This window comes from Vagococcus intermedius (genome assembly GCF_029144185.1).
Classification (GTDB): domain Bacteria; phylum Bacillota; class Bacilli; order Lactobacillales; family Vagococcaceae; genus Vagococcus_D; species Vagococcus_D intermedius.
The window spans coordinates 1,134,665-1,157,767 of record NZ_CP110232.1; the positions used below are offsets into that span (position 1 = coordinate 1,134,665).

The 23,103-nt window shown below is 34.6% G+C and carries 21 protein-coding genes and 2 pseudogenes; 12 read left to right on the plus strand and 11 right to left on the minus strand.

Going from position 1 to position 23,103, the window contains the following annotated elements:
• Positions 1-27 precede the first annotated feature (27 nt).
• A pseudogene (locus tag OL234_RS05215) lies at positions 28-195 on the minus strand (IS6 family transposase); the annotation flags it as partial.
• A pseudogene (locus OL234_RS05220) lies at positions 195-404 on the minus strand (IS3-like element IS1520 family transposase); the annotation flags it as partial. The pseudogenes OL234_RS05220 and OL234_RS05215, both read right to left, overlap by 1 nt.
• A 784-nt stretch (positions 405-1,188) precedes the next feature.
• Between OL234_RS05220 and OL234_RS05225 the strand changes: the two are divergent.
• From OL234_RS05225 to pnuC, 3 genes are all read left to right on the plus strand, one after another.
• Entirely contained in the window at positions 1,189-1,326 is a 138-nt protein-coding gene (locus OL234_RS05225; protein ID WP_275468190.1) for a hypothetical protein, read from the plus strand.
• Positions 1,327-1,368: 42 nt separating this feature from the next.
• Positions 1,369-1,584, plus strand: a complete 216-nt coding sequence (locus OL234_RS05230) for a hypothetical protein (RefSeq protein ID WP_275468191.1) — start codon at positions 1,369-1,371, stop codon at positions 1,582-1,584.
• Between the two features lie 224 nt (positions 1,585-1,808).
• Positions 1,809-2,444, plus strand: coding sequence for a nicotinamide riboside transporter PnuC (gene pnuC / locus OL234_RS05235; protein ID WP_275468192.1), 636 nt, complete (start codon positions 1,809-1,811; stop codon positions 2,442-2,444).
• A gap of 43 nt (positions 2,445-2,487) precedes the next feature.
• Here the strand turns inward: pnuC and OL234_RS05240 are convergent, their stop codons facing one another.
• Positions 2,488-3,828 carry an FAD-dependent oxidoreductase gene (locus OL234_RS05240; RefSeq protein WP_275468193.1) on the minus strand — a complete coding sequence of 447 codons (1,341 nt, stop codon included), beginning with the start codon at positions 3,826-3,828 and terminating at the stop codon, positions 2,488-2,490.
• A gap of 223 nt (positions 3,829-4,051) precedes the next feature.
• Between OL234_RS05240 and OL234_RS05245 the strand changes: the two genes are divergently transcribed.
• The 7 genes from OL234_RS05245 (at position 4,052) to OL234_RS05275 (ending at position 12,491) form a co-directional block, all read left to right on the plus strand.
• Complete coding sequence (locus tag OL234_RS05245) at positions 4,052-5,242, plus strand: GNAT family N-acetyltransferase (protein WP_275468194.1); 1,191 nt, start codon at positions 4,052-4,054, stop codon at positions 5,240-5,242.
• Between the two features lie 251 nt (positions 5,243-5,493).
• Positions 5,494-6,360 (plus strand): coiled-coil domain-containing protein, encoded by an 867-nt coding sequence (locus tag OL234_RS05250; protein WP_275468195.1) that lies wholly within the window; start codon positions 5,494-5,496, stop codon positions 6,358-6,360.
• A gap of 243 nt (positions 6,361-6,603) precedes the next feature.
• A complete protein-coding gene (locus OL234_RS05255) occupies positions 6,604-8,064 on the plus strand; it encodes a Mur ligase family protein (protein WP_275468196.1) in 1,461 nt (486 codons plus the stop codon).
• Positions 8,065-8,264: 200 nt separating this feature from the next.
• Positions 8,265-8,918, plus strand: coding sequence for a GntR family transcriptional regulator (locus tag OL234_RS05260; RefSeq protein WP_275468197.1), 654 nt, complete (start codon positions 8,265-8,267; stop codon positions 8,916-8,918).
• A 140-nt stretch (positions 8,919-9,058) separates the two neighbouring features.
• A complete protein-coding gene (locus OL234_RS05265; RefSeq protein WP_275468198.1) occupies positions 9,059-10,282 on the plus strand; it encodes a quaternary amine ABC transporter ATP-binding protein in 1,224 nt (407 codons plus the stop codon).
• Complete coding sequence (locus tag OL234_RS05270; protein WP_275468199.1) at positions 10,275-11,999, plus strand: ABC transporter permease/substrate binding protein; 1,725 nt, start codon at positions 10,275-10,277, stop codon at positions 11,997-11,999. Before OL234_RS05265 ends, OL234_RS05270 begins: the two co-directional genes overlap by 8 nt.
• A gap of 234 nt (positions 12,000-12,233) precedes the next feature.
• The gene (locus OL234_RS05275; protein ID WP_275468200.1) at positions 12,234-12,491 is read left to right on the plus strand and encodes a hypothetical protein; all 258 of its coding nucleotides are present in this window, start codon (positions 12,234-12,236) and stop codon (positions 12,489-12,491) included.
• 58 nt (positions 12,492-12,549) lie between these two features.
• On the opposite strand, the gene OL234_RS05280 is transcribed toward OL234_RS05275, so the two are convergent.
• The 5 genes from OL234_RS05280 to OL234_RS05300 all read right to left on the minus strand — a co-directional run bounded on the left by OL234_RS05280 (position 12,550) and on the right by OL234_RS05300 (position 18,694).
• The gene (locus OL234_RS05280; protein WP_275468201.1) at positions 12,550-12,810 is read right to left on the minus strand and encodes a hypothetical protein; all 261 of its coding nucleotides are present in this window, start codon (positions 12,808-12,810) and stop codon (positions 12,550-12,552) included.
• Between the two features lie 1,025 nt (positions 12,811-13,835).
• Positions 13,836-14,939: a GNAT family N-acetyltransferase gene (locus tag OL234_RS05285; protein WP_275468202.1), complete on the minus strand. Its 1,104-nt coding sequence runs from the start codon at positions 14,937-14,939 to the stop codon at positions 13,836-13,838.
• Positions 14,940-15,036: 97 nt separating this feature from the next.
• A complete protein-coding gene (locus tag OL234_RS05290; RefSeq protein ID WP_275468203.1) occupies positions 15,037-16,077 on the minus strand; it encodes a CdaR family transcriptional regulator in 1,041 nt (346 codons plus the stop codon).
• A 166-nt stretch (positions 16,078-16,243) separates the two neighbouring features.
• A complete protein-coding gene (locus OL234_RS05295; RefSeq protein WP_275468204.1) occupies positions 16,244-17,386 on the minus strand; it encodes a glycerate kinase in 1,143 nt (380 codons plus the stop codon).
• Between the two features lie 21 nt (positions 17,387-17,407).
• Positions 17,408-18,694, minus strand: a complete 1,287-nt coding sequence (locus tag OL234_RS05300) for a GntP family permease (protein WP_275468205.1) — start codon at positions 18,692-18,694, stop codon at positions 17,408-17,410.
• A gap of 251 nt (positions 18,695-18,945) precedes the next feature.
• Between OL234_RS05300 and OL234_RS05305 the strand changes: the two genes are divergently transcribed.
• Entirely contained in the window at positions 18,946-19,161 is a 216-nt protein-coding gene (locus OL234_RS05305; RefSeq protein ID WP_275468206.1) for a helix-turn-helix transcriptional regulator, read from the plus strand.
• Positions 19,148-19,558, plus strand: coding sequence for a hypothetical protein (locus OL234_RS05310; protein ID WP_275468207.1), 411 nt, complete (start codon positions 19,148-19,150; stop codon positions 19,556-19,558). Before OL234_RS05305 ends, OL234_RS05310 begins: the two co-directional genes overlap by 14 nt.
• Positions 19,559-19,600: 42 nt before the next feature.
• On the opposite strand, the gene iolG is transcribed toward OL234_RS05310, so the two are convergent.
• The 3 genes from iolG to OL234_RS05325 are packed head-to-tail and all read right to left on the minus strand — an operon-like array spanning position 19,601 to position 23,089.
• Complete coding sequence (iolG, locus tag OL234_RS05315; RefSeq protein ID WP_275468208.1) at positions 19,601-20,629, minus strand: inositol 2-dehydrogenase; 1,029 nt, start codon at positions 20,627-20,629, stop codon at positions 19,601-19,603.
• A gap of 33 nt (positions 20,630-20,662) precedes the next feature.
• Positions 20,663-21,700 (minus strand): Gfo/Idh/MocA family oxidoreductase, encoded by a 1,038-nt coding sequence (locus OL234_RS05320; RefSeq protein ID WP_275468209.1) that lies wholly within the window; start codon positions 21,698-21,700, stop codon positions 20,663-20,665.
• A gap of 24 nt (positions 21,701-21,724) precedes the next feature.
• Entirely contained in the window at positions 21,725-23,089 is a 1,365-nt protein-coding gene (locus OL234_RS05325) for a sugar porter family MFS transporter (RefSeq protein WP_275468210.1), read from the minus strand.
• Positions 23,090-23,103 lie beyond the last annotated feature (14 nt).

The following is a 23,103-nucleotide window of genomic DNA, read 5'->3' on the forward strand; positions in this document are numbered from 1 at the left end:
AAAGCCAACACTTTTCACCAGGCCACTTTAAGCTGGTATTCCCATTAGTTGCTTGAGTTCATCGCATACTGAAAAGTCGAAGAGATTTCTTCGACTTTTTTTGTATAAGGCATGGACTGTTTCCATCCCTTTAATTGTCGTTGACGCGGTCCTTATGGACCGGTATAATTTGTGTCTTTTCTTGATAGGTCGATAACACGGTGTGCGAGAACTTTTCGCGATTTAGGTTCATAAAGACTAGCTAAATACACCCACTTATTTTTGACAGGGATGTAGGTAATATCTGTTAATAAGACCCTCGATTTATCATCCAACTCTTTAATTAGATTAGGACGCTGGGCATACTCAGTGTGAGCGGTCGGTTTCTTTTTCTTTTTAACCATTATAGATTTAATCCCAAGTTCCACCTGGCAAGTGAATTAGCAGACCGCTCGGTCTGGCTTAGAGATACAATGGATTGTTTAAACTCTTCTGAGTATCTTGTCGCTCTTTTTCTGGTTGTCATAATAAAAAACTCCTATAATGTATTATAGCGAACAAATTGTCCACAATCACATTATAGGAGCCACAATTGTTTGCTAAGGTTAGGGCATATATAGGAGGAACTATTGAGGATAAAGACGCAATGTACGGCAACCGCCCAAGAGGGAATTGCATTTTTGAGTCATCTATCTGCCTACAAGTTCGACACGTATCTCAACCAAATTTAGGTCTGATTTGATTATTTGGTAAGTAAACAGGTTAATTTAAAAGAGGGGGGAATCTTGAGTCAATTTGGTGTGTCTTTCAATGGAAAACATATTTAAGCTCGCAAATGACGAAGCGAGAACAAGCGTTCGCATCCCTTTGTTTTTGTCCTAGACATTGCTCAAAAAACACATTTTAAGGTTAAAAATCGTCTAGTTGGCAGTCTTTTTAATATAAACCAACAAGTATTGTCCTAACAATTCAACCATCCTATCACTTATCAAGTTAGATCTTAATCGGTTTAAAGTTGGGAATTCCTATCAAATAGATAGGAGTTAACGGTTATTTGGGATAATTTACAAGGGATGGCAGAAATATTACCAAATGAAGACGTTATCACCGAGTTAGCTAAGCAAATTAACTAGTTTAACTAGTATCATTTTTTTAGTCGAGGAGTGAGACAAGAGTAGGGCGATTAGAAAATTGGAGGCACAATATGAAATGACAGTGTACAAAGATAAAACGAAATTGCTATCAGATGACGACTCACATCATTATTTAGACTCTATCACGAAACAACTAGCAACCTACTTGCTTGAAAAAATATTTGGCAAAGATGTTCGGGAATCGTTCAGTTAGCTTCGGGTGCAAAAAAGAGGCAAGAGATGCTAGAGGAATGCTATGATGAACAAATTACTGGGCATACAGAACGATCCTCTCAAAAAAATCATCTCTTTAAGGTTAGATTTTTTTGAGGACTACCTTGCTAAACAAATTCCAAGTGGATTTAAAGTAGTTGTCGAGCACAATGATGATTTACAACCTCTCTCAACGATTTTGACTGTTAAAACTATAGGGGGCAATTTCTTTAAAACCATAAAAATATCACTTTTTTAATAAAAATGAGAAAAAAGGAAAAAACTTTAATGTTATTTTAAAGGTGAAACTAGCTAATATAGTTATGGCTAATCTAAAAAAAGATAAGAAAACCCTTGACGTGAGGGTGATAAATAGATACGATAAGACAGGAAAAAAATTAAATCATAAAAAAATGCCCCCATGACTATGAGAGGCTGCATTATTTAATGAGAAAATAAAAAAGTTTAGCAGGGGGAATCCGGATGAAGGATAAGAGTTATCTATGGCTAATTGCCATGTATTTGGTACAAATCGGAGCTTGGACATCACTAGGAACAGGTAATATTTTATTAGTTATTGCAACATTTATGGCATTGACCTGCGTTTTTTTAATCGCCAAAGGTAATAAATGGAATTTTGTTTTAGGCCTAATTAGTAGTTTTATTTTTATGATTAATGCGTGGGATAATGGAATTAAAGGCGAGGCGCTTGTTCAAATGGGTTATATTCTTTTCGATATTTTTGGTATTTATCTCTGGTATCGTTTTGGTAAAAATTATGATTCTGATAGTAAAACGATTAATTTACCAACTACAGAAGTTGCCCTAGCAATAATAACGACAATCGGAGTCTTTTTATTGCTTTTAGCAAGTGTTGCCAATTCATGGATTGATGCAACAGCAGGGGCTGTTGGGTTGCTGGCAATGTATTTCACTGCCCGCAAATATACCTATGCTTTTGTTGTTTGGGTTTTAGCGAACATCTTTCAAGTCGCGGTCTGGGTTAGCCTGCATCATACGGACGGATTCGCAACGGGGATTATGTATTTTGTCTTTTTAATTAACTCGCTATATGGTTTATATATTTGGGTTTTTCAAAAAGAGCAGGTTATAAAATAAAAAAACAACATTAGGTTATTCAAACCTAATGTTGTTTTTTATTTTATGCTAAATCTTCCAAAGCTTGTTGGGCTAGTAAGTTTAAATAGTTCCAAGGACGATCAAAATGTGGTTGGAAGAAGAAGTCACTAATCGCTAAATCTTCTACGGTCATTTTATTTTGGATCGCTAGGGAAATGGTATTAGCAGACTGTGTAATATCATATTTAGACATTAGTTGTGCACCTAGAATGCGATGACTTTCTTTATCATAGACCAGTTTCATTTGAACATTTTCTGTTGATGGCATGAATTCTGGACGGTAATTATCTTCAAAATAAGTCGCTTGTACATTTAAACCAGCAGCTTTAGCACTAGCTTCTGTCATCCCGGTAGAGCCAATATTATAGCCGAATAGATGCAAGCCTGAAGTTCCTTGAGTCCCTCGATAAGCAATAGTTGGTTTTTCAATATTTTTACCAACTAAAAATCCTTGACGAACTGCATTAGTCGCTAAGGGAATATAAGCTGGTTCATCAGTTGGATTGTAATGAACGACAGCCGCATCTCCAGCAGCGAAGATGTCAGGGTTACTTGTTTGCATGTATTCATTAACGATTATCGCACCATTCGGTAAACGATCAACTTGGTTAGCTAGTAGTTCTGTCATTGGTTTAAATCCGATACATAGAATCACTAGGTCAGTCCCGTATTTACCATGACTTGTTTTTACATGTGTTACTTTTCCCATCTCGCCACAAAATTCAGATACTTGTTGATTCAAAGCTAGAGTAACGCCTTGCTTCACCAATTCATTTTCTAAAACATCTGTCAATTCTTGATCAAGATACTTATTAAGGATACGGTCCAATCCGTCGATTAGTGTGATATTTTTCCCCTGAAGTGCAAAGGCTTCAACTAATTCGATCCCAATATAACCAGCGCCAACGACAGTAATTCGTTTCGCATTTTCTGAGCGTTTGATAATTTCTAGAGCTTGGTTATAATTTTTACATAATAAAACATTTTGTTGCTCAATACCTGGAATAGGTGGTGTAAGCGGCCAAGAACCTGTCGTCATAACTAAACGATCATAGCTCTCAATCGTTTCTGCTGCGGTCATTAAATCTTTAATACGTACTATTTTTTTAGCAGCATCTATTTCTAACACATCGTGTTGCATGTTAACTTTTGCACCTAAACTAGTTAATTCCTCTGGACTTGAATAAAACAAGCTAGCTGGATCTTTCACAATACCGCCAACATACATAGCAATTCCACATGAAAGGAACGATACATTATCATTTCTTTCGTAAACGACTACCTCAGCATCTGGTTGTTCTTTTAAAATATTTTTAACTGCCGATGTACCGGCATGCGTACATCCTACAACAACAATTTTCATTGTATTGCCCCCTAAATTTAATAGTGCTAACTAGCACATGATAAAAATATCACAACTTGATAATGAAGATAAAGCTTTATGCTTGTGAAATAGTCTTATTTTATAATAGGTACTAAAAATATGAAGTAAGTTAATTTTTCCTTATCAGTTGCAAGTTTAAAAAATTACAGGTAAACTATTGTTGAATGGTCTATACATTATGAATTTTAAAGGGGTTAAGAAAATGATAAAAAAAATAACAGAGTTACCCGATAAAGAGCAGATGTTACGTTTAAGTGAGTACGCGTTTAATTATTCAGGTTCTCCTGATCGCAATGAACGTTTACTAAAATCGATGGAATCGACTGATAACTGGGGGGCAATGACTAACAACCTCTTGACAAGTCACATGATGTCCTTTCCGTTTGAAGTTAATATCAATGGTAAAATCATGAAAATGGCTGGCATTGGTAATGTCGCTAGTTATCCTGAATACAGAGGAAATGGCGGTATTCGTCAATTGTTCAATAGTGTATTCGAAGACTTACGAGAAAAAAAAGTTCTCCTTTCTTACTTAGCACCATTTTCACAAGAATTTTATCGTAAGTTTGGCTACGAAGTCGTTTTTGAAACAGTCGATTGTTTAGTTTCTAGTTCTGATATAACCAAATTACCAATTGAAAAGACTGGTTATATCAGACGAGTTGACAAAAAAGACCCAAAATGGCGAGCTGTTATCAAAAAACTATATGACAACAGTTTAGCTTTAGCACACGGCAGTGTCCAGAGAGAAGACTGGTGGTGGGAAACTAAGTTAAGTTACCGAAAAATACATGAAGTTGCTGTTTCATTTGATGACCAAGATAATCCTACTGGTTATTTACTTTATGAAATGAATGGTTCTGAAATGGTTATTCACGAGGCGAGTTATCAAACTATTCAAACAGCTAGAAAGTTAGCCTCGTTTGTTGCCTCTCACAGTGGAACTTTTGAAACATTTCGCTATCAAGCTTCTTTAAATAATAAGTTATCACTCTTATTTCCTGATACAAGGGTTGTCAAACAAACGATTGAACAAGGCATGATGGTTAAAATCGTTTCCTTTGACTATTTCCTTGAACACTATCCATTTAAAAATGGAAGTGACTTAAACATATCGATAGCAGTAGAAGATCAGAGTTGTACTTGGAATCACGGAACATGGCAGTTAATTATCAAAAATAATCAAACAAGTATTGTCAAACTATCAAATACACCAGAGAAGGATGCTGATTTAATCGGTTCTATTCAGTCTTGGACACAAGTTTTGATGTCTCATTCATCGTTAGAGACACATACTTTTTTAGAAACTATCAAAGTGAATAACTTAGAAAACTCTCTATTAATGAAAGAACGTCTAAACGATGCCCAACCAGCATTATACGATTATTTTTAGAGAAAAAGACCTTGAGATTTTTATTAAATCTTAAGGTCTTTTTCTCTAAATAAAGGCTCTTCCTCCGATCAAAATTTATTAAAATAGCATTAGAATAGCCATGTGATCTAATTTCTTAAAAAAGCTTGCTACGACAAGCTTTAACTTTTTTTTGCATATCAAACTGCAATTTAAGAATTGTTTGTTTTTTTTTAGGGGGTATAGTAAGTCTAAGGATATCCAAAAATATAAGTTATTGCGAGGGATTTTTTGTGAAAAAGAGTAATAAAAAAATCAAAAAAAGTTTAATTAGTTTAGCAGCACTGATCGTTATCGGTACTGGAGGTTATAGTCTGGCAAATACTTTCTTAGTCTGGGGCGGGGAAGATGATGTTGAATCAATCTATGATTCTGTCAAACATCTTGACAAGATCTTGACATCAAAATCAAGTAAATTAACTAAAACCCAAGAAGAAGTAGATCAGTTGACTAATAATTTAACTTCAGCTGAGAAAGACCGAAGTGAGGCAGCTGAAAAAGTTAACCTAATAGAGCAAGAAAAAATAGAATTAACTGAACAATTAAACCAGAGAGAGACTCAAGTTAAAGCATTGGAAAATGAACGTGAAGAATTAATTACAGCATCAGATGAATTAGAGCATCAATTATCTGAATTGAAAAAAGATAAAGCGACTAACACCCAAAATAAAGAAGTGATGCAACAAAAAATAAATGAGTTGCAGCATGCTTTAGACCTTAAGACACAAGAAGTTAGAGAACGTGATGTTATTCTTGATCAAAAATTATTAAAACAACAAGAATTAGAAAAACGATTGGCAGAAGAATCAGAAACTTATAAAAAAGAATTAGCAAGAGCGCAAGAGGCATTTGAAGAATACGATCAAATTATTGCTAGTTTGGAAGAGGAATTAGCTAATAAAAAAGGTGAAGTCAATGATATGGCATCACAATTAACTGATTTAAAAAATGAAAAAATAAATTTGACAGAAAAATATAATCAACTTAATAATGATAAATCTGATACTGATCAAAAATTAGAAAAGGCATTAAAAGATGTCTCTGATTTAGAAACATACGTTAAATCAATTGAAGAGAAGCATAACGATCAAATAGAATAAGATCGACTTATCATTTAACAAATAACCCTTTTATCTTTTAATTCGCAATTGAAAGATAAAAGGGTTATTTAATTTCTTTACTATTCGAGGGAAATAGGTTTTATCCAAACAATCAAATAACCTAAATTTTAGGATAAGATAGCTATCGATAAACACTTTATTAAAAAAAAAAAATAACGTATCATAACTACTATCGACTATATAAATAAAATATATCTATTAAATAAAGAAAGTAGGTTATCTATGTTAACTGTTAAGACTTTAAATAAATATGAAGGTTACTTTGCTAATCCTGACATCGCTCAAGAAATCAATATAACGAGATTGGTTGATCGTTCAGGTCGCTTAGTTAAACCTTTTAAAAATGTTGCTATGGTTATCACTTATCCATCATGGTCAATGGATGGATTTGAGGAAAAAAAAGAACACTGTGGGCTAATTATAACTGAACAAGTATACGAGGAATATCTAGATACTATCCCGCAATACATCGTTCCTAATACTGAAGATTTCATGTATCAACTTGCTTTAGATATCCGACCAACATATACAAATCCAGTAGTTGGAATAACCGGCTCTGTTGGGAAATCATCTACTAGAAAGATGATAACTCATTTATTAACGGTAGATAAACCAGATATGATTTCCAATATTGGTAACCATAATAATAGGCATAGTGGACCGTATCATATAGTTAAAGCTATGAGAAATCCTGATTATGTGATTGTTGAAATTTCAGCTGAAATTTTAATAAAAACTAAACGTAATGGTAATTTAGCCAAAGTAGTGCAACCTGATATCGCTATCATGACCAAAACCGGAGGGGCGCATTTAGCTAGATACCAATCCAATGAACAGATTGCTGAAATAAAATCTGGTTTATTAGAAGAAATAAAACCAAACGGGACTGCTATTTTAAATAGCAGTACTCCGGAAAAAGAGTTAGCAATTTTCATTAAAAAAGCTGAAGCTAAAAATGCTACGATTTTAACTTATAGCTTAACAGATAAAACAGCCGATATTTACTTAATAAAACAAGTTTGGGAAGACAATATGACGAAAGTCACTGCTATGTTTAAAGGGAAAGAAATATCATATAGCCTATCAATGGGTTCTGATGGGATGATTGAAAATTCTTTTGCAACAATTTTAACTTTAGATTCCTTAGGTCTGGATGTTGCATCAGATAAATACTTACAACGTTTCGCAACTTTCAAATCACTAGTTCGTAACTTGATGCACCGCGAATTTCAAAATCATGAGGGTGGTAAAGTAACTGTGATGGATGATACACATAACGCAGCCATGCCATCAATGATTAATGCTATTAAATTCTTCACCTCTGCTGCTCCAACTTACAAAGGGAACAAAGTCTTGATTATAAGTCAAGTTGCTGATTTAGGTGATGCTGGATCAACTATGCACAGAGAGTTGGTACCTTTTATCGCTGATTCAGGAGCTGATTATGTATTGACTTATTCACCTTTGATGGAAAATGTCACGAAAGAAGTGTCAGCCATTAATAAAGAGCTACCGATCAAATGGTTCGAAAATTTAGATGAATTAGTAGACGTAGCTGTTGAAAAGCTTGATCAGGATAGTTTTATTGTGATGAAAGGATCGAGATCAGATTCGGACTTTAAAGAAATAACTAAACGTTTACCATTAAAAATTATTGCTTCAGGCGGTAAAAAAATAAAATAATTATGGTGTTAATAGATGGGTGATGAGGTATAACCTATTATTAACTGCTAAAAAACTTTCCAATAATTATAATTGGAAGGTTTTTTAGTTATCTTTATAAATAATAAGGAAGGACTTTGTTTCCAATATCAATTAATGGTACAATATACGGCATTAGAGTTAATCATTAATTATGTCAAATCACAAGTGAGGAATAAATCATGTTAGAAAAAACACCTGAAAAGAAACACGTAACCCTTCCTCGTTACCAACAAGTTGCCATTGAAATTGCTGAAAGAATTGTTGAAAACCGGTATAAATTTGGTGAAAAAATACATGCCCGTTCGACTTTAGCTAGTAATTTCAACGTATCCCCAGAGACCGCTCGTAAAGCGATTAATGTGCTGGTAGATCTTGAAATTATGGAAGTTCGGCACGGTAGCGGTTCATATGTGGCATCACGAGAAAATGCCCGATTATTTGTAGAAAAATATAAAAATGTTCAATCTGTTCAAGAGGTTCGTCAAGATATTATGAAAAGTGTTGAGCGTCAAAAAGATGAACTTAACCATTTTTCAAGTTTATTAAAAAATTTAGTGACACAAACGACAAGAGTCCATGACATGTTACCTTTTATGCCTTATGAGTTAAAAATAACTGAAGAGGCTCTTTATTTAGAAAAAAGTATTGTAGAGTTGAATATTTGGCAAGAAACCGGTGCAACAATTGTAGCAATTCAAACGAAAGATGAGATGTTGATATCTCCTGGCCCTTACGCAAAATTGAGTGTCGGTAATACTATTTATTTCGTTGGAAGTGAACTTGTTCAACAAAAAATGAGTCATTATTTCTATCCAGAACCTGAATTTTTGTAAATAAATTGAAAATAAGACGTGATTTTCAAAATCACGTCTTATTTTTTTGACAAAGTGACCACACAATGTTACGGTTATATGGTCACTTTTTCATATGTGAGGATAAAAATAGAGTTATTTATTAAGAGGAGTGTTTATATTTGAGTAAAGTTCGGATAGAACATCTTACCAAAGTGTTTGGTAAAAAAAGCCAACAAGCTTTGGCGATGGTCAAAGAAAACAAAAGCAAAGATGAAATAATGGACAAGACTGGTGCAACTGTTGGAGTTTACGATGCTTGTTTTGAAGTCAATGAAGGAGAAATTTTCGTTATTATGGGCTTGTCAGGTAGTGGTAAGTCAACTTTAATTCGTCTATTAAACCGTCTCATTGAGCCATCATCTGGAGATATTTTTATTGATGATCAAGATATTTCTAAAATGAACAAAGATGAGCTAAGAGAAGTACGTCGTCATAAAATTAATATGGTTTTTCAAAATTTCGGATTATTTCCACATCGGACAATTTTAGAAAATACTGAATATGGTTTAGAGGTACGTGGTGTTTCCAAAGAGGAACGAACAAGTCGAGCAGAACGTGCATTAGAAAATTCAGGCTTATTGTCATTTAAAGATCAGTATCCGGATCAGTTATCAGGTGGTATGCAGCAACGCGTTGGTTTAGCTCGTGCTTTAGCCAATGATCCTGAAATACTATTGATGGATGAGGCATTCTCTGCCTTAGATCCTTTAATTCGTAGAGAAATGCAAGATGAATTAATCGAATTACAAGCAAAAGTACAAAAGACTATTATTTTCATAACCCACGATTTAAATGAAGCCTTAAGAATTGGCGATCGTATCGCCTTAATGAAAGATGGCCAAATCATGCAAATTGGAACAGGGGAAGAGATTTTAACCAATCCTGCCAATGAATTTGTTCGTGAATTCGTGGAAGAAGTCGACCGTTCTAAAGTCTTAACCGCACAGAATATCATGGTGCCAGCACTAACAACTAATGTTGAAATTGATGGACCAAACGTTGCTTTACAGCGGATGCGTAAAGAAGAAGTTAGTATGTTACTCGCTGTTGATCGTAAACGTCAACTAAAAGGTAGTTTAACAGCAGAGTCTGCTCGTGAAGCTCGTAAAAATAATTTGACAATTAAAGATGTCATTGATAAGAACGTTAAAAAAGTTCATCCTGACACCCTAATAACAGATATGTTCAACTTGATTTATGACTCACCAACACCTCTCGCTGTTGTAGATGAAGAGGAACGTTTGATAGGTGTTGTTATTAGAGGTAGTGTGATTGGTGCTCTTACAGATACAGATTCTGAAAGTGAGAGTAACATAACGAAAGCGGGGGATTCTAATGAGTAACTTCTTACAACAACCAATTCCAGTAGCTGACTGGGTAACATCAGCTACTGAGTGGCTGACAGATACATTTTCAGGGCTATTTTCAATTTTGCAAACTATTGGTCAGACGATTATGGAAGTGATGACTAACACCTTACTATTCGTACCACCGCTGATTATGATTGCATTATTAACATTAGGAGCCTATTTTATTACAAATAGAAAATGGGGGCTTACCGCCTTTACTTTAATAGGCTTACTTTATATTTATAATCAAGGTCTTTGGACAGATCTAATGAGTACGGTCACTTTAGTGGTGATCTCAAGCCTTGTCTCAATCATCATTGGTGTTCCAACGGGGATCTTAATGTCAAAAAGTGACAAAGCACAAAGTATTATCACACCAATTTTAGACTTTATGCAAACGATGCCTGGTTTCGTTTACTTGATCCCAGCTGTTGCATTCTTTGGAATTGGTATGGTGCCAGGAGTTTTCGCTTCTGTTATTTTCGCACTACCCCCAACAGTTCGCATGACTAATCTAGGAATTCGTCAAGTACCAACAGAACTAGTTGAAGCGTCAGATTCATTTGGTAGTACTGGCAAACAAAAATTATTTAAATTAGAGTTGCCACTTGCCAAGAGTACTATTTTAGCCGGGATTAACCAAACTATTATGTTGGCATTGTCAATGGTTGTCATAGCTTCAATGATAGGTGCTCCTGGTCTAGGGCAAGGAGTCTTATCAGCTGTGCAACGGTCACAAGTTGGTAGTGGCTTCGTTAATGGTTTAGCACTAGTAATTTTAGCCATCATTATGGATCGTTTTACGCAAAATTTAAACAAGTCAGCAAGTAAAGAAGGGGCAGTAACTAACCCTAAACGTAAAAAGATGATAACATTTGGAGTAATCGGAGTCATTATTGTTGCTCTAATAGGGTCTCTAGGTACGTCATTCCTTGGAACTAAGCAAAAATCTGTTAATTTGGCTTATGTTGAATGGGATACAGAGATTGCATCTACAACGGTTGTTTCTGAGGTCTTAAAAGATATGGGCTATGATGTTAACATGACGCCTCTAGACAGTGCTATCATGTGGGAAGCTGTTGCTAACGGGGAAGCCGATGGAATGGTAGCTGCTTGGTTACCTATGACTCATGGTTCGCAATATGATAAATTTAAAAATAAATTAGAAGATTTAGGACCAAATTTAGATGGTGGTGCACGTTTAGGTCTGGTTGTCCCATCTTACATGGATGTTGACTCAATCGCTGATTTAAAAAATGAAGCGAATAAAACAGTTGTTGGGATTGAGCCAGGCGCAGGCGTCGTGGCAGCGGCTGAAAAAACATTAGATAGTTATCCAAACTTATCAGATTGGAAAGTGATGTCGTCTTCTAACGGCGCTATGACAACTGAGTTAGCGAACGCTATTAAAAAAGAAGAACCGATAGTCATTACTGGATGGTCTCCGCATTGGATGTTTTCTCGTTATGATTTGAAATACTTGAAAGATCCTCGTGAATCAATGGGCGGGGAAGAAAGTATTAAAACGATGGTTCGTAAAGGACTTAAGAAAGATAATCCCGAAGTTTATAAAGTATTAGATAATTTCCAATGGGAATTAGAAGATATTGAATCTGTGATGTTAGATATTGAAAAAGGAACCAAACCAGTAGATGCTGCAAGAAAATGGATGACTGATCATTCAGAAATTGTTGACAGCTGGAAAAAATAAATTACTAAAAAAGCTTCAATTACACCTTAACTAAAACGGTGTAATTGAAGCTTTTTTAATTTTTTGATAAATATGTCTTAATAACAAATGTTATTTACCTTCACATCGTTATTTCCTTATTAATCTCTTTTTATCAGCTGAATTATAAGTTAAAGAAAGTTCTCAGGTATAGGCATCATGCTACAATAATAAAAATATACCTATTAATTAACTTCATTTAAAGGAGTGGCCGATATGTTATTAACAAAACTGAAACAACGAATCTTAATGGAATTAGTTGCAGGAAATGACTCCTTTAGAGAGCATGACTTAGGTATTACCAATCGTTTCTTAACAGAGGGGGTACTAGCATTAGAAAGAGAAGGGTATATATATCTTAATAAAAGTCAATTAACGCCTACATATATTTATACGATGAAAGGAACTCAGTTGACCAATCAAGGTATCTTATATATTAAACAATTTAAAAGAGACAATAAGACTCGCTCTTAGCAATTAACTTATGACTTACTTATTGGTGATCCGGACTGACGTTACTCGACTAATTTTTTTAATGTTTAGGCGCTTTTTTGTATTGAGACCATGTTAAATTAATCGTATAAATCGCCCATGCTAAGTACAAAATACCACAAATTAACCACAACCAAGGATTACCCTCAGCTTTAGGATCACGAAATAGGTCTGTTGAATGAACAAAAATAACACTTACAATTAAAATGTTTACCGGGATAGCATAAATCAAACCTAAGAGTGTGAAAAACTGACTAATGGTGGGGAATTTAAATTTTGGTATTTTAATATTTTTTTTCATAATTAAATCTCCTTGATTAAATCTTCTGTAAGTATTTTAAATCTAACCACACCTAAATTAAAGGTTAGTTATTATTAGAAATATCTTTCATTATTAAGTGTCTATTATCTCATATTACTAACGATTTGTGAACCTGTATATAATGATATATAAATTATCCTTTATCATAAAAATTTATAAAGGTGAAATTTATGATAAAAACACTTTTATAAATTTTTATGATAAGTCAAAGCAAAAGAAAAGAAAAACAGATTAAAACTATTAATGCACCTAACAAAGTAGGAGCAATTGATTTCTAACATTATTTGTCATTTCAAAATAACGGAAATAAGGTTATTAAATACAATCAAGCCAATTGAACAAGACTGTCTCAAGATTAAATACAAAACCTTATTAAATATAAAACATTAGTTAATAGCTCCAGATTATATTTATTATAAATAGCTGGAATCCAATTGATTGAGACTCTCAAAAGACTAATCAAAACTTGTAATTTGAAATAATTAAGGTATCATGATCAAAGACTTCATTCTAAGTGATCAAGACACTTTAAAGATTGGTTGAAAATAACTAAACATATTTAACAAAACGAATCATAAACTCAATCTAGGACATTAAGACACTTTGAAGATCTGTATTTATTCATAACACTGTAAGCAAATAAATGCTAAATTTATTTTTGATGATCTACTTGTAGAAGATTGTTGGCAAGTTCTTTATGAGCAAACTTAATTTTATAAAAGCATAAAAATTATTACTAACTAATCAAAAAATAAACATGGAACATGTGAAAAATAAATAGGAAGGAGAATGCGAGTTATTATAATCAAAACAGCCAATTTAACACAAACTCAACTTTGTATAATATATATTATGTAAACTAAAAACATATTATTTTTATAACTAAGTATCCCCTCTAATTTACTACCACTTTTTAACTGCTTCAACTACGCCATCCTTTTGAAGTTTCGTTAGTTAAACATGATGGCGCTTGGATTGCTATTATTAAAGACAGTATTCGTCAATCATTTACTGATGCGGCTATACAGAGCGACATCTCTTAAATTTGAATCTATCTCTAAAAAATTGCGTAAGGTTCCTTCATAAGCCATTCCACAATTTAGCATCACGTTAGCTGATGCTAAATTGTCTGTTAAACATATCCCGAATAACCTTGTTAATCCCAAATTAGTAAAGCTGAACGCTAACAATTGTTTAACTGACTCTGAGGCGTAACCTAAGTGCCAATAATCAGGATTTAATAAATAACCTATTTCTCCGTGTTTTTTTGTCGTGTCGATTGTTAATGATACAGCACCAATTACCCGATTAGAGTCTTTTAGTGCTATTGCCCAAATAAATGGCTCCTTTACATAAGGATTAGTTAAACTGTCTCTGATATAAACCTTACTTTCTTTTAAATTCCTATGGCCATTCCAATCCATATTTTTTGTCACTAAGGGATTAGAAGCATAAGATAAAATATCTTCAACATCGTCATATGCAAATTTACGTAATAACAAACGTTCTGTTTGGATTGTTGGCAAATTCCGAGCGGTTTCTTGCCAAATTTTTTCCTGGTTATTCAAAGATTGTTTAATTAAATAATCAGTTACAACTTGTAATTTGACTGACATTTCTTTGTTACCATCGACAATTAAATTGGCAGAAGATTTGACTTTTTCTTGTTCTAATTTAAGCAAATCACCAGCGTAGTCTATATAATATCTAGCATCTGTTAAAATATCACTAGTTGTCGTCTCCTTGTAATTAGTTAATAAGTGCCTAGCATACACAATATCCAAAGACGTTTCTAAATAAAAAACATAGTCCAATAATTTGGATACTTCTTTATGGGTATAGCCATAGGGATAGTCAATTAACAAGTAGTCCACGTTATCAGCTTTTAAACGGTTGTTTATTTCATTTCTAAGAGCAATAAAATCCGCTAATACTTTGCTATCGTCACCCTGATTAATTAGCCAGTCGAAGTAAGTCTCATAATCTATTTCGGATTTATATCTGCTGTAGTGAATAATTTCGGTGTTGCCTAATTCCTTCGATAGCATGACCATTAAAGCGGTTTTACCACTACTTTCCAAACCGCTTATTGCGATAACTGTTGTCATTTTTTGCACTCCCTTGTTTTAAAATTGATAGATATACCGACAAGAGAACATGTGTTCCTATATCGGTATATCTCCACTTTATATCATATTATTATCATCAAGCATCTTCCAAAATAAGTTCATATAAAAGATCGCTTAAATCAAAGAAATGACGTGGGTCCTTTTGAGTCAATTCAGCAATCCTATTTAAGCGATAATTTAAGGTATTTCGATGAATGTTCAACTCATTAGCTGTATCATTTATCTGACCATTATTTCTGATATATGATTGTAACGTCTCTTTTAATTCATTGTCGATACTGTAAGTTGCCGAATGATGTCCTAGTTCAGTTCTGCTAGCGATTAACGTGGTGTATAAACCATAGTCTTTATGTGCCATTATTTGGTTATTTATATTTAAAATAGTTGCTAAACTCATTGTAGCATTAGCTTGAGTGTAACACTTATATATATCATTATTCCAACTTGAATAAGCAATAAATGAAACGCGTGCATCGCTGGCTAGTTTATTTATGAATTCAGATAATGTTGACTCTTTTGTTTCTTGAAATAGTATGAAATAATCATTTTTTGCAGACTCTTTATTACGAGTATATAAGCGTTCGTTAATTAGTTTGAGCAACGCCTCATCAGGCTTGTTTGTCGATAATCTAAGCCCAATAATCAGGCTTTGATTGCTTAAATTGTATCCCAATTCTAGGGCTGTTTTTTGTAAAGATTGTTTATAGCTAACTTCTGGTTTTAAAATCGTCTCCCAAAATTGACGAATCGTCTGTTCTTTAGCATGTCCCCTACTAATTTCTAATTCTTGCGCTACCAAAAAATAAAATAAAGTGTTAACAATATTTTTTAGTGGTTCGACTTTATCAGGTGCCCCGCTTATCCCAATAACCCCTATTAGTTCGTCATCCACTACTAGAGGGTCGTTAATTCCTTGTTTTTCTGTCTCAGTAACGGTAAGAATAACATTCCTTTTTTTCGTCTCCAAAACTTTACGAGCCCCTTGATGAATCGTTCCGATTCGCTCTTTTTGCCCACTTGCGATGATAACAGCGTGCTTATCCATCACATTAATATTATATGTAACATCTTCCATAATTTTATTTACTACTTTCTGTGCCAATTGTTGCGAAATCATATCTTTCCACCTACTTTTTTGATAAGTATAATTATATTATAAGGATACTAGAGTCTATTAATTTAGCGCTCACTTTCTTTTATATTAAGTGTACCATTACTTTAAAGATTAGGTGCTATTTAACATAAAAAGACCACTAATTTCCCCAAAATTAGTGGTCTTTTTATTATTTTCTATTACTATTGATGAGTAAACGTCCTATGTTTTCACACGTACGTTCAACATTTCTAAAACCTGTTTCCAAAGCCTTGTCTAATGAAACAGCACTTGGGACAATACCTAAAATTGCAGTGAAACCTTCGTCATATAATTCTTCAATCCCATCTCCAATATGTCCTGCTATTCCAATTACTGTTTTATGATGCCGTTGGGCAATTTTGGCAACACCATAAGGTGTTTTACCATATTTTGTTTGACTATCCATACCACCTTCACCAGTAAATACATAGTCTGCCTCTTTCACATGCTTCTCTAACTCTGTATATCTAGTGACTATTTCAATCCCTTTTTCTAATTTAGCGTTAGTAAAGGCCAATAATCCAGCACCTAAACCCCCTGCTGCACCTGAACCTGGTTCTTCTAGAACTTTTATGCTGAGTTGTTTTTCAATAACATTAGCGAAATGAGCTAAATTAGCATCTAACAAAGCTACCATCTCTTGACTCGCTCCTTTTTGCGGACCGAAGACATAAGAAGCACCTATTTCACCGCATAACGGGTTTGTTACATCGCAAGCTACTAATAAATCAACCTCATGTAAACGTCTGTCTAATTGATCAATATTGATGTTGGTTACATTCCCCAATTCTCCGCCACCCAAACCGATCGAACACCCCTTTTCGTCCAATAAGGAAGCACCTAATGCCATTGCCATACCCGCTCCGGCATCATTCGTCGCACTTCCTCCAATCCCGATGATAATTTGCTTAACCCCTTCATCTAAACAAGCTTTTATCAGCTGTCCAGTTCCATAAGTAGTGGTTAGTAATGGATTTCGTGCTTCTTTTGGAACCAATTGAATGCCACTAGCACTCGCCATCTCAATCACACCAGTTATTCCATCTCCTAGTACACCATAATTAGCAATAACAGTCTCCCCTAGAGGCCCAACTACTTCTAATTCTTTAACAACACCCTCTGTAGCGTCAACTAAGGATTGCATCGTCCCTTCTCCGCCATCGGCCATGGGAATATGAAGATAGTCACTATCTGGAAAGGCCTGTCGTAATCCACTTTCCATCGCTTGACACACTTCTTTAGCTGTCAAACTTTCTTTAAACGAATCTGGTGCTAAGACAAATTTTTTCATACTTAATCATCCTCCTAGTACTTAAAAGCCATATAATAATGTTGCAACGATCGTCATAGATAATCCTACTAAAGTTTCATAACCGACGATTCTAAACCGTTCTTTCATTGAGAGATTCATACTGTCTCCTGTTACATGGAAATAAGTCCCATGTGGTAAATGATCAATCACCGTAGCGCCTGTATGGACCATAACAGCAGCAGCAATTGGGACGACTCCCATCTCTAAGATAGCTTGACCAAATGAACCTGAAGCTAAAATAACACCTGTTGACGTTGAGGCCGTAGCAGCTCCCATCAAGATACCAGAGAGCGGTGCTAAAAGCGTTCCTGAGACTCCTGAATTGTTTATGAATGCAACGACTTGAGTTGATAAATCTGACGCTGTAATAACCCCACCAATTGTGCCTGCCCCGATTAAAACTAAAATTGTTGGGGTCATACGGTTAAGACCACTTGTCATATAGTTTAACATCTCTTTTTTCTGTTTCATTGCGACTAAACCAATAACCCCTGCTATTGGTAAGACGTATAACGAATCAATTGAAATATTAGCAAGTACTTGAATTCCTAATAGAGAGCCAATAGGTCCTACCATCAACAAAATAATCGCAATGATAGGGGCTACAATAGATTTTGCAAAGGAAGGGTATGTTAAATTTTCATCTTCCTCCTGATAATCTTTGGCTGTTACTTTTGGGCCTTTCCCTTTTATTAGCGATGCTAAAAGAATTGCCATGACAAGTCCCACTAAAGCCGGTACAAAACCAAACATCATAACAGAACTCAATTCAACATCAAATCCTCCAGCAGCCGCAATCGTATTTGGATTAGGCGAAATGATATTTCCGGCTTTCCCCCCACCTGACATAGCTAATAATAAGGCTAATTTAGAGATGCCTGTTTCTTTTCCAATTTCAATTGCAATCGGAGAAACGATTAAAACAGCGACAGGAATAAATACGCCGACACCTGTAATAACCATTGTAGCGATTGCTAGTGCCACGATAGCGAATTTGACACCCATTTTTGCTACAATCGTCCTGGCTATGGCGATTGCTGCTCCTGACTCCATCATTATTCCTGCAAAAATACCAGCAGCTAGGACTCTTACAACAGTTCCCATCACACTTTGTGTTCCGCTTACTAAAATCGTGACGGTTTCACTTAGATTAGCTCCTCCGAGTAAAGAGCCAATAATAGCTCCGAAAGCTAAAGAATATAACGGATTCATCTTTTTCATGATTAATACAACAGCAATAATAATTCCGATAACCGCACCAATCCAACTAACAGTTATATTTTCCATACTTTTTCACTCCTCTTCTCTTCTCTTTTTCACTCTAATCACAACTAACTTCCCTTTGTTAAGAAAACGTTTCCTCATAAGTGATTATAGCTTTTTGAAAATAATTTGGCTATTGACTTAAAAGAGAAAATAATGAGGCAAATGCACAATAACTTCATAAATATGTCAAGTTAACTTGACATCGCGAGCGGTAATGTTGTAAGTTATATGTAAAGTTAGCTTTACATATAACTTAAGAAAGGAACGCATCTATGAAAAATAATTTAAGTGACTATCGAAAAGAACTTAAAATTAGCCAAGATGAATTAGCTAAAAAAATGTGTGTCTCCAGGCAAACCATTAGTTCACTTGAAAAAGATCGGTATAACCCATCTATTGTTTTAGCGATGAAATTAGCAAAATATTTTAATGTCACAGTAGAAGAATTATTTATTTATGAGGAGGGTGATGACGATGTTAAGAAATAAAACAAACTATTTAGTACTATCAGGGGGAATTGGTGTTATTTTTATCCTCGTAGGTAGCTATTTAGGTAGCGATTGGTTAAATAGCTCTCTAATTGGACTAGGTGCTGGTTTAGTAGGTGCCTCATTAGGTAAGTATATTAATTACCGGAAAATAACGAGAACTAATGAAAGCATAGAATCGTATGAGATAGAGATGAATGATCCTCGTAATCGTGAAATTAAAACAATCGCAATGGCTAAAGCTGGCAGATTACTTGATCTTATCTTAATAATTTTATCTGTAATTTCTATTTTTACTAAACAACCCTTATGGCTGACAGTCATTCTCATCTCTTTATTTTTACTTTACGAATTATTTGTTTATCTGTATATTGTAAAATTAAATAAAGAGATGTAAAAAAACTGCCTAATTAATTTAGGCAGTTTTTTACATCTCTTGTTATTCTATTATTGGTAAAGATGGATCTACTTTAACTGGTTTCCCCGTCAAAAGTGACTCTTGTGCCGCTGTAGCCACACGTTGTGCCATTATAACATCAAAACCATCAGCCACTAGTGGACAGCCTTCAAGCACCGCTTCAACAAATTGGTTCACTTCTTCTTTATAAGCGTAACGATAGCGTTCCGTAAAGATTGGTAATGGATTTTTCATACTTTGTTTTTTAGCAGTATACAGTTCGACAGTTGATTCTGAGACATTCTCAGCTTTCAACATACCTTTTGTTCCGAATACTTCTACTCGTTGGTCATAACCATAAACAGCCCGCCTACTATTATCAATTAAACCGAAGGCGCCATTTTCAAATTCTAAAACAATCGCCAAGGTATCAACATCTCCAATATTTTTTAAACTAGGATCTATCAATGTCCCTCCTTTGGCATAAACTTCCACGATGTTACTTTGCATCATGTAACGAGCCATATCAAAATCATGCATCGTAAAGTCAAATAATAAGCCACCAATCCTTTTAATCAAGTCATGTGGTAATAAATCAGGGTCACGTGAAGTAATCTTCACGATTTGAGGGTCTCCAATTGCACCAGCTTGAATTTGTTCATAAATAGTTTTAAATTGTAGATCAACCCGTCGGTTAAAACCTATCTGCAATAAAACATTATTTTTTGTTACTTCTCTTAAAACATTAATACTTGCAGATTCTTTCAAATCCATACTTAACGGTTTTTCACAGAAAATGTGTTTGCCAGCACGAGCTGCAGCAATTGTTATTTCTTCATGCGTATCCGTTGAAGAAAAAATAAAGACTGCTTCAATTGAATCATCTTTTAATAACTCTTCATAATCCGCATACAAATTATAAATACCTAAATCATTTAAATAAGTTTTGCTATTTTCTATAAATAAATCTGAAACACCTACGATGTTAATTGTTGATAAAGATAATAAATTTTCAATGTGCATTAACCCTACTCTACCTGCACCTATTACACCACATGTCAATCTTTTCAAAATTAAAATCTCCTTACTTTACTTTTATAATAGTTATGACAACTCTATTTTGACTACGTCACCTGTTTCAGCCGATACCTTACAGGCTTTAGCTATTTTTAAAGCTTTAATGCCGTCATCTACTGAAATATCAGATTGACAATTAGTTTTAACGTTTACGATAAAATCTTTTAATTCTGTAATGAAAGCTTCTTCGAAACGTTCTGAGAAACTTTGCATACTTGGACGAACAACGCCCGCATTTGTAAACAAAGTTACAAAATCTTTTTCTGGTTCTTGAGCGATTCTAATCCAACCGTTGGACCCCATTATTTCCATCTCAACTTGATTACCATGAGCCGCATGGCGACCACCTATCAAAGTTGCTACCATATTATTTTCAAATCGTAATGTTGCTACCCCTGTTTCAAATTCTCCGATAGCTTTTAATTGTGGTGCGGCAATATCATTACCAACAGCCCAAGTTTCAACTGGATCCATTCCGGTATACCATCTAATTAGGTCGATGTCGTGAATACACATATCAACAAAAATACCACCACTATCATTATCCGTAGCAAATTTAGTAAAACTTTCCATACCTGAAATAGGATCGATTCCATAAGCTCTAATATAGATAATATCCCCTATTCCATTAGCATCAATAATTTCTTTCGCATGACGATACGAAGCATCAAAACGACGCATAAAACCTAATTGGAAAACCAAATCAGAATGAGCATTGATTTGCGTAGCCATATCTTCAACTTCTGGCATTTCTAACCCTAAAGGTTTTTCACAAAAAACATGCTTACCTGCATTTAAAGCATATTCAGTCATTTCAGGATGGAACCCAGTAGGTGCAACGATTACCACTGCATCGATAGGTGCTTCATCGATCATTTTTTTATAATCGTCATAAGTTGTCACTCCAAAGTTCTCCTCAGCAAACATCAGTTGCTCTTTATCCACGGCGCAGACGGCTATAACCTCTGCATCACTAATAAGTGTTACTAAATGTTCTGTATGAACCATCCCTAAGCGACCTAAACCAATGACTCCGATTTTAACTTTATCCATTTCAATTGACACTCCATTCGACTATTACTATATTGTTTATTTATTAAAAAACTGTTCGATTTCTTCTAAAGTCTTCCCTTTCGTTTCAGGTACAAAAATATTCACTACAATCATCCCGATTACGGCACAGACTGCAAAACTATAGAATGTGGCATTAATCCCAATCGTTTCAATTAAGACTGGGAAGAATAACCCAATAAAGAAGTTAGCGATCCACAAGACGAACACCGCAATCCCTGAAAAAGTCCCGCGATATTTGGCTGGAAATATCTCTGAGATTAAAATCCAAGTAACGGGCCCAACAGCTCCTTGGAAAGCAAAAATATAAATAAAAATTAGTACTAACGCCAAGTAAGGTGTAAAACTTTGTTCTGCTAATAACTGTGAGGTTAAACTGACTAAGACAAGCGCTACTGCGCAAATAGACAAGCCAATGTTTTCCAATTTTTTTCTACCTAATTTATCAACAATTAGCATACCTACCATTGAGGCTACTACACAAATGACACCATTTAATACATTGAACGTTAAAGCTGCACTCTCACTAAAGCCATAAATATTTAATATTTCAGTACCATAGTACATAATGGCATTAATCCCAACAAATTGTTGAATAACACCTAAAGAACACCCGATAAGCAATACTCGGATAGCCCATCCAGGGATTTTCCCTTTGGTTTCACTTTGATTATCATTGTTTTGCTGTGAGATTTTCTCTAATTCATTTAATTCGTAAGCTTGTTCTTCACCGCTATAAATTCCTTTAATGATTTCAATTGCTTTAGCCATTTTCCCTTGTTTAGCTAACCATTTTGGTGATTCAAACACTTTAGTCATTCCGATTAACATAAAAATCGCTGGAATAGCAGCTGTTCCCATCATTAATTTCCATACTTGATTGTTATCCATAAACATATTTCCTAAAATTGCATTAATTAAGAATGATAAAAACTGTCCACCAACAATCATAACTTGATTTAAACCAACCATCTTACCACGTTGCTCAGGGCTAGAAATTTCACTTAAATACATAGGGATAACTGCTGAAGCTGACCCTACAGCTAAACCTAAAAAGAATCTAGCAGTGACTAATTGGATAAAGTTTAAAGATAATGAACAACCTATAGCACCCAATAAAAAGATCCAAGCGATGAGCCGCAGTGTTTTCTTTCGGCCTATCTTATCACTAATTGTTCCACCAAAAACTGCTCCAAATGCCGCTGATAAGGTTAAAGCTGAAGATACCCAGCCTTTTTGGAAAGAGCTTATTCCAAAATCTTTCTCCAAAAATCCTAAAGCGCCATTGACAACTGCTGTGTTGTACCCAAATAACAATGCTCCAATCGTTACAATTAATGCAACTTTCATAATTAACTTCTGACTTTGTTTACTACTATCCACCGCTAACCCCTCCT

Bases quoted from the DNA above. Each gene is read 5' to 3' on its own strand.
- OL234_RS05225 (WP_275468190.1), top strand. From the start codon at position 1,189: ATGACAGTGTACAAAGATAAAACGAAATTGCTATCAGATGACGACTCA.
- OL234_RS05230 (WP_275468191.1), top strand. From the start codon at position 1,369: ATGATGAACAAATTACTGGGCATACAGAACGATCCTCTCAAAAAAATC.
- pnuC (WP_275468192.1), top strand. From the start codon at position 1,809: ATGAAGGATAAGAGTTATCTATGGCTAATTGCCATGTATTTGGTACAA.
- OL234_RS05240 (WP_275468193.1), bottom strand. From the start codon at position 3,828: ATGAAAATTGTTGTTGTAGGATGTACGCATGCCGGTACATCGGCAGTT.
- OL234_RS05245 (WP_275468194.1), top strand. From the start codon at position 4,052: ATGATAAAAAAAATAACAGAGTTACCCGATAAAGAGCAGATGTTACGT.
- OL234_RS05255 (WP_275468196.1), top strand. From the start codon at position 6,604: ATGTTAACTGTTAAGACTTTAAATAAATATGAAGGTTACTTTGCTAAT.
- OL234_RS05260 (WP_275468197.1), top strand. From the start codon at position 8,265: ATGTTAGAAAAAACACCTGAAAAGAAACACGTAACCCTTCCTCGTTAC.
- OL234_RS05270 (WP_275468199.1), top strand. From the start codon at position 10,275: ATGAGTAACTTCTTACAACAACCAATTCCAGTAGCTGACTGGGTAACA.
- OL234_RS05275 (WP_275468200.1), top strand. From the start codon at position 12,234: ATGTTATTAACAAAACTGAAACAACGAATCTTAATGGAATTAGTTGCA.
- OL234_RS05280 (WP_275468201.1), bottom strand. From the start codon at position 12,810: ATGAAAAAAAATATTAAAATACCAAAATTTAAATTCCCCACCATTAGT.
- OL234_RS05285 (WP_275468202.1), bottom strand. From the start codon at position 14,939: ATGACAACAGTTATCGCAATAAGCGGTTTGGAAAGTAGTGGTAAAACC.
- OL234_RS05290 (WP_275468203.1), bottom strand. From the start codon at position 16,077: ATGATTTCGCAACAATTGGCACAGAAAGTAGTAAATAAAATTATGGAA.
- OL234_RS05295 (WP_275468204.1), bottom strand. From the start codon at position 17,386: ATGAAAAAATTTGTCTTAGCACCAGATTCGTTTAAAGAAAGTTTGACA.
- OL234_RS05300 (WP_275468205.1), bottom strand. From the start codon at position 18,694: ATGGAAAATATAACTGTTAGTTGGATTGGTGCGGTTATCGGAATTATT.
- OL234_RS05305 (WP_275468206.1), top strand. From the start codon at position 18,946: ATGAAAAATAATTTAAGTGACTATCGAAAAGAACTTAAAATTAGCCAA.
- OL234_RS05310 (WP_275468207.1), top strand. From the start codon at position 19,148: ATGTTAAGAAATAAAACAAACTATTTAGTACTATCAGGGGGAATTGGT.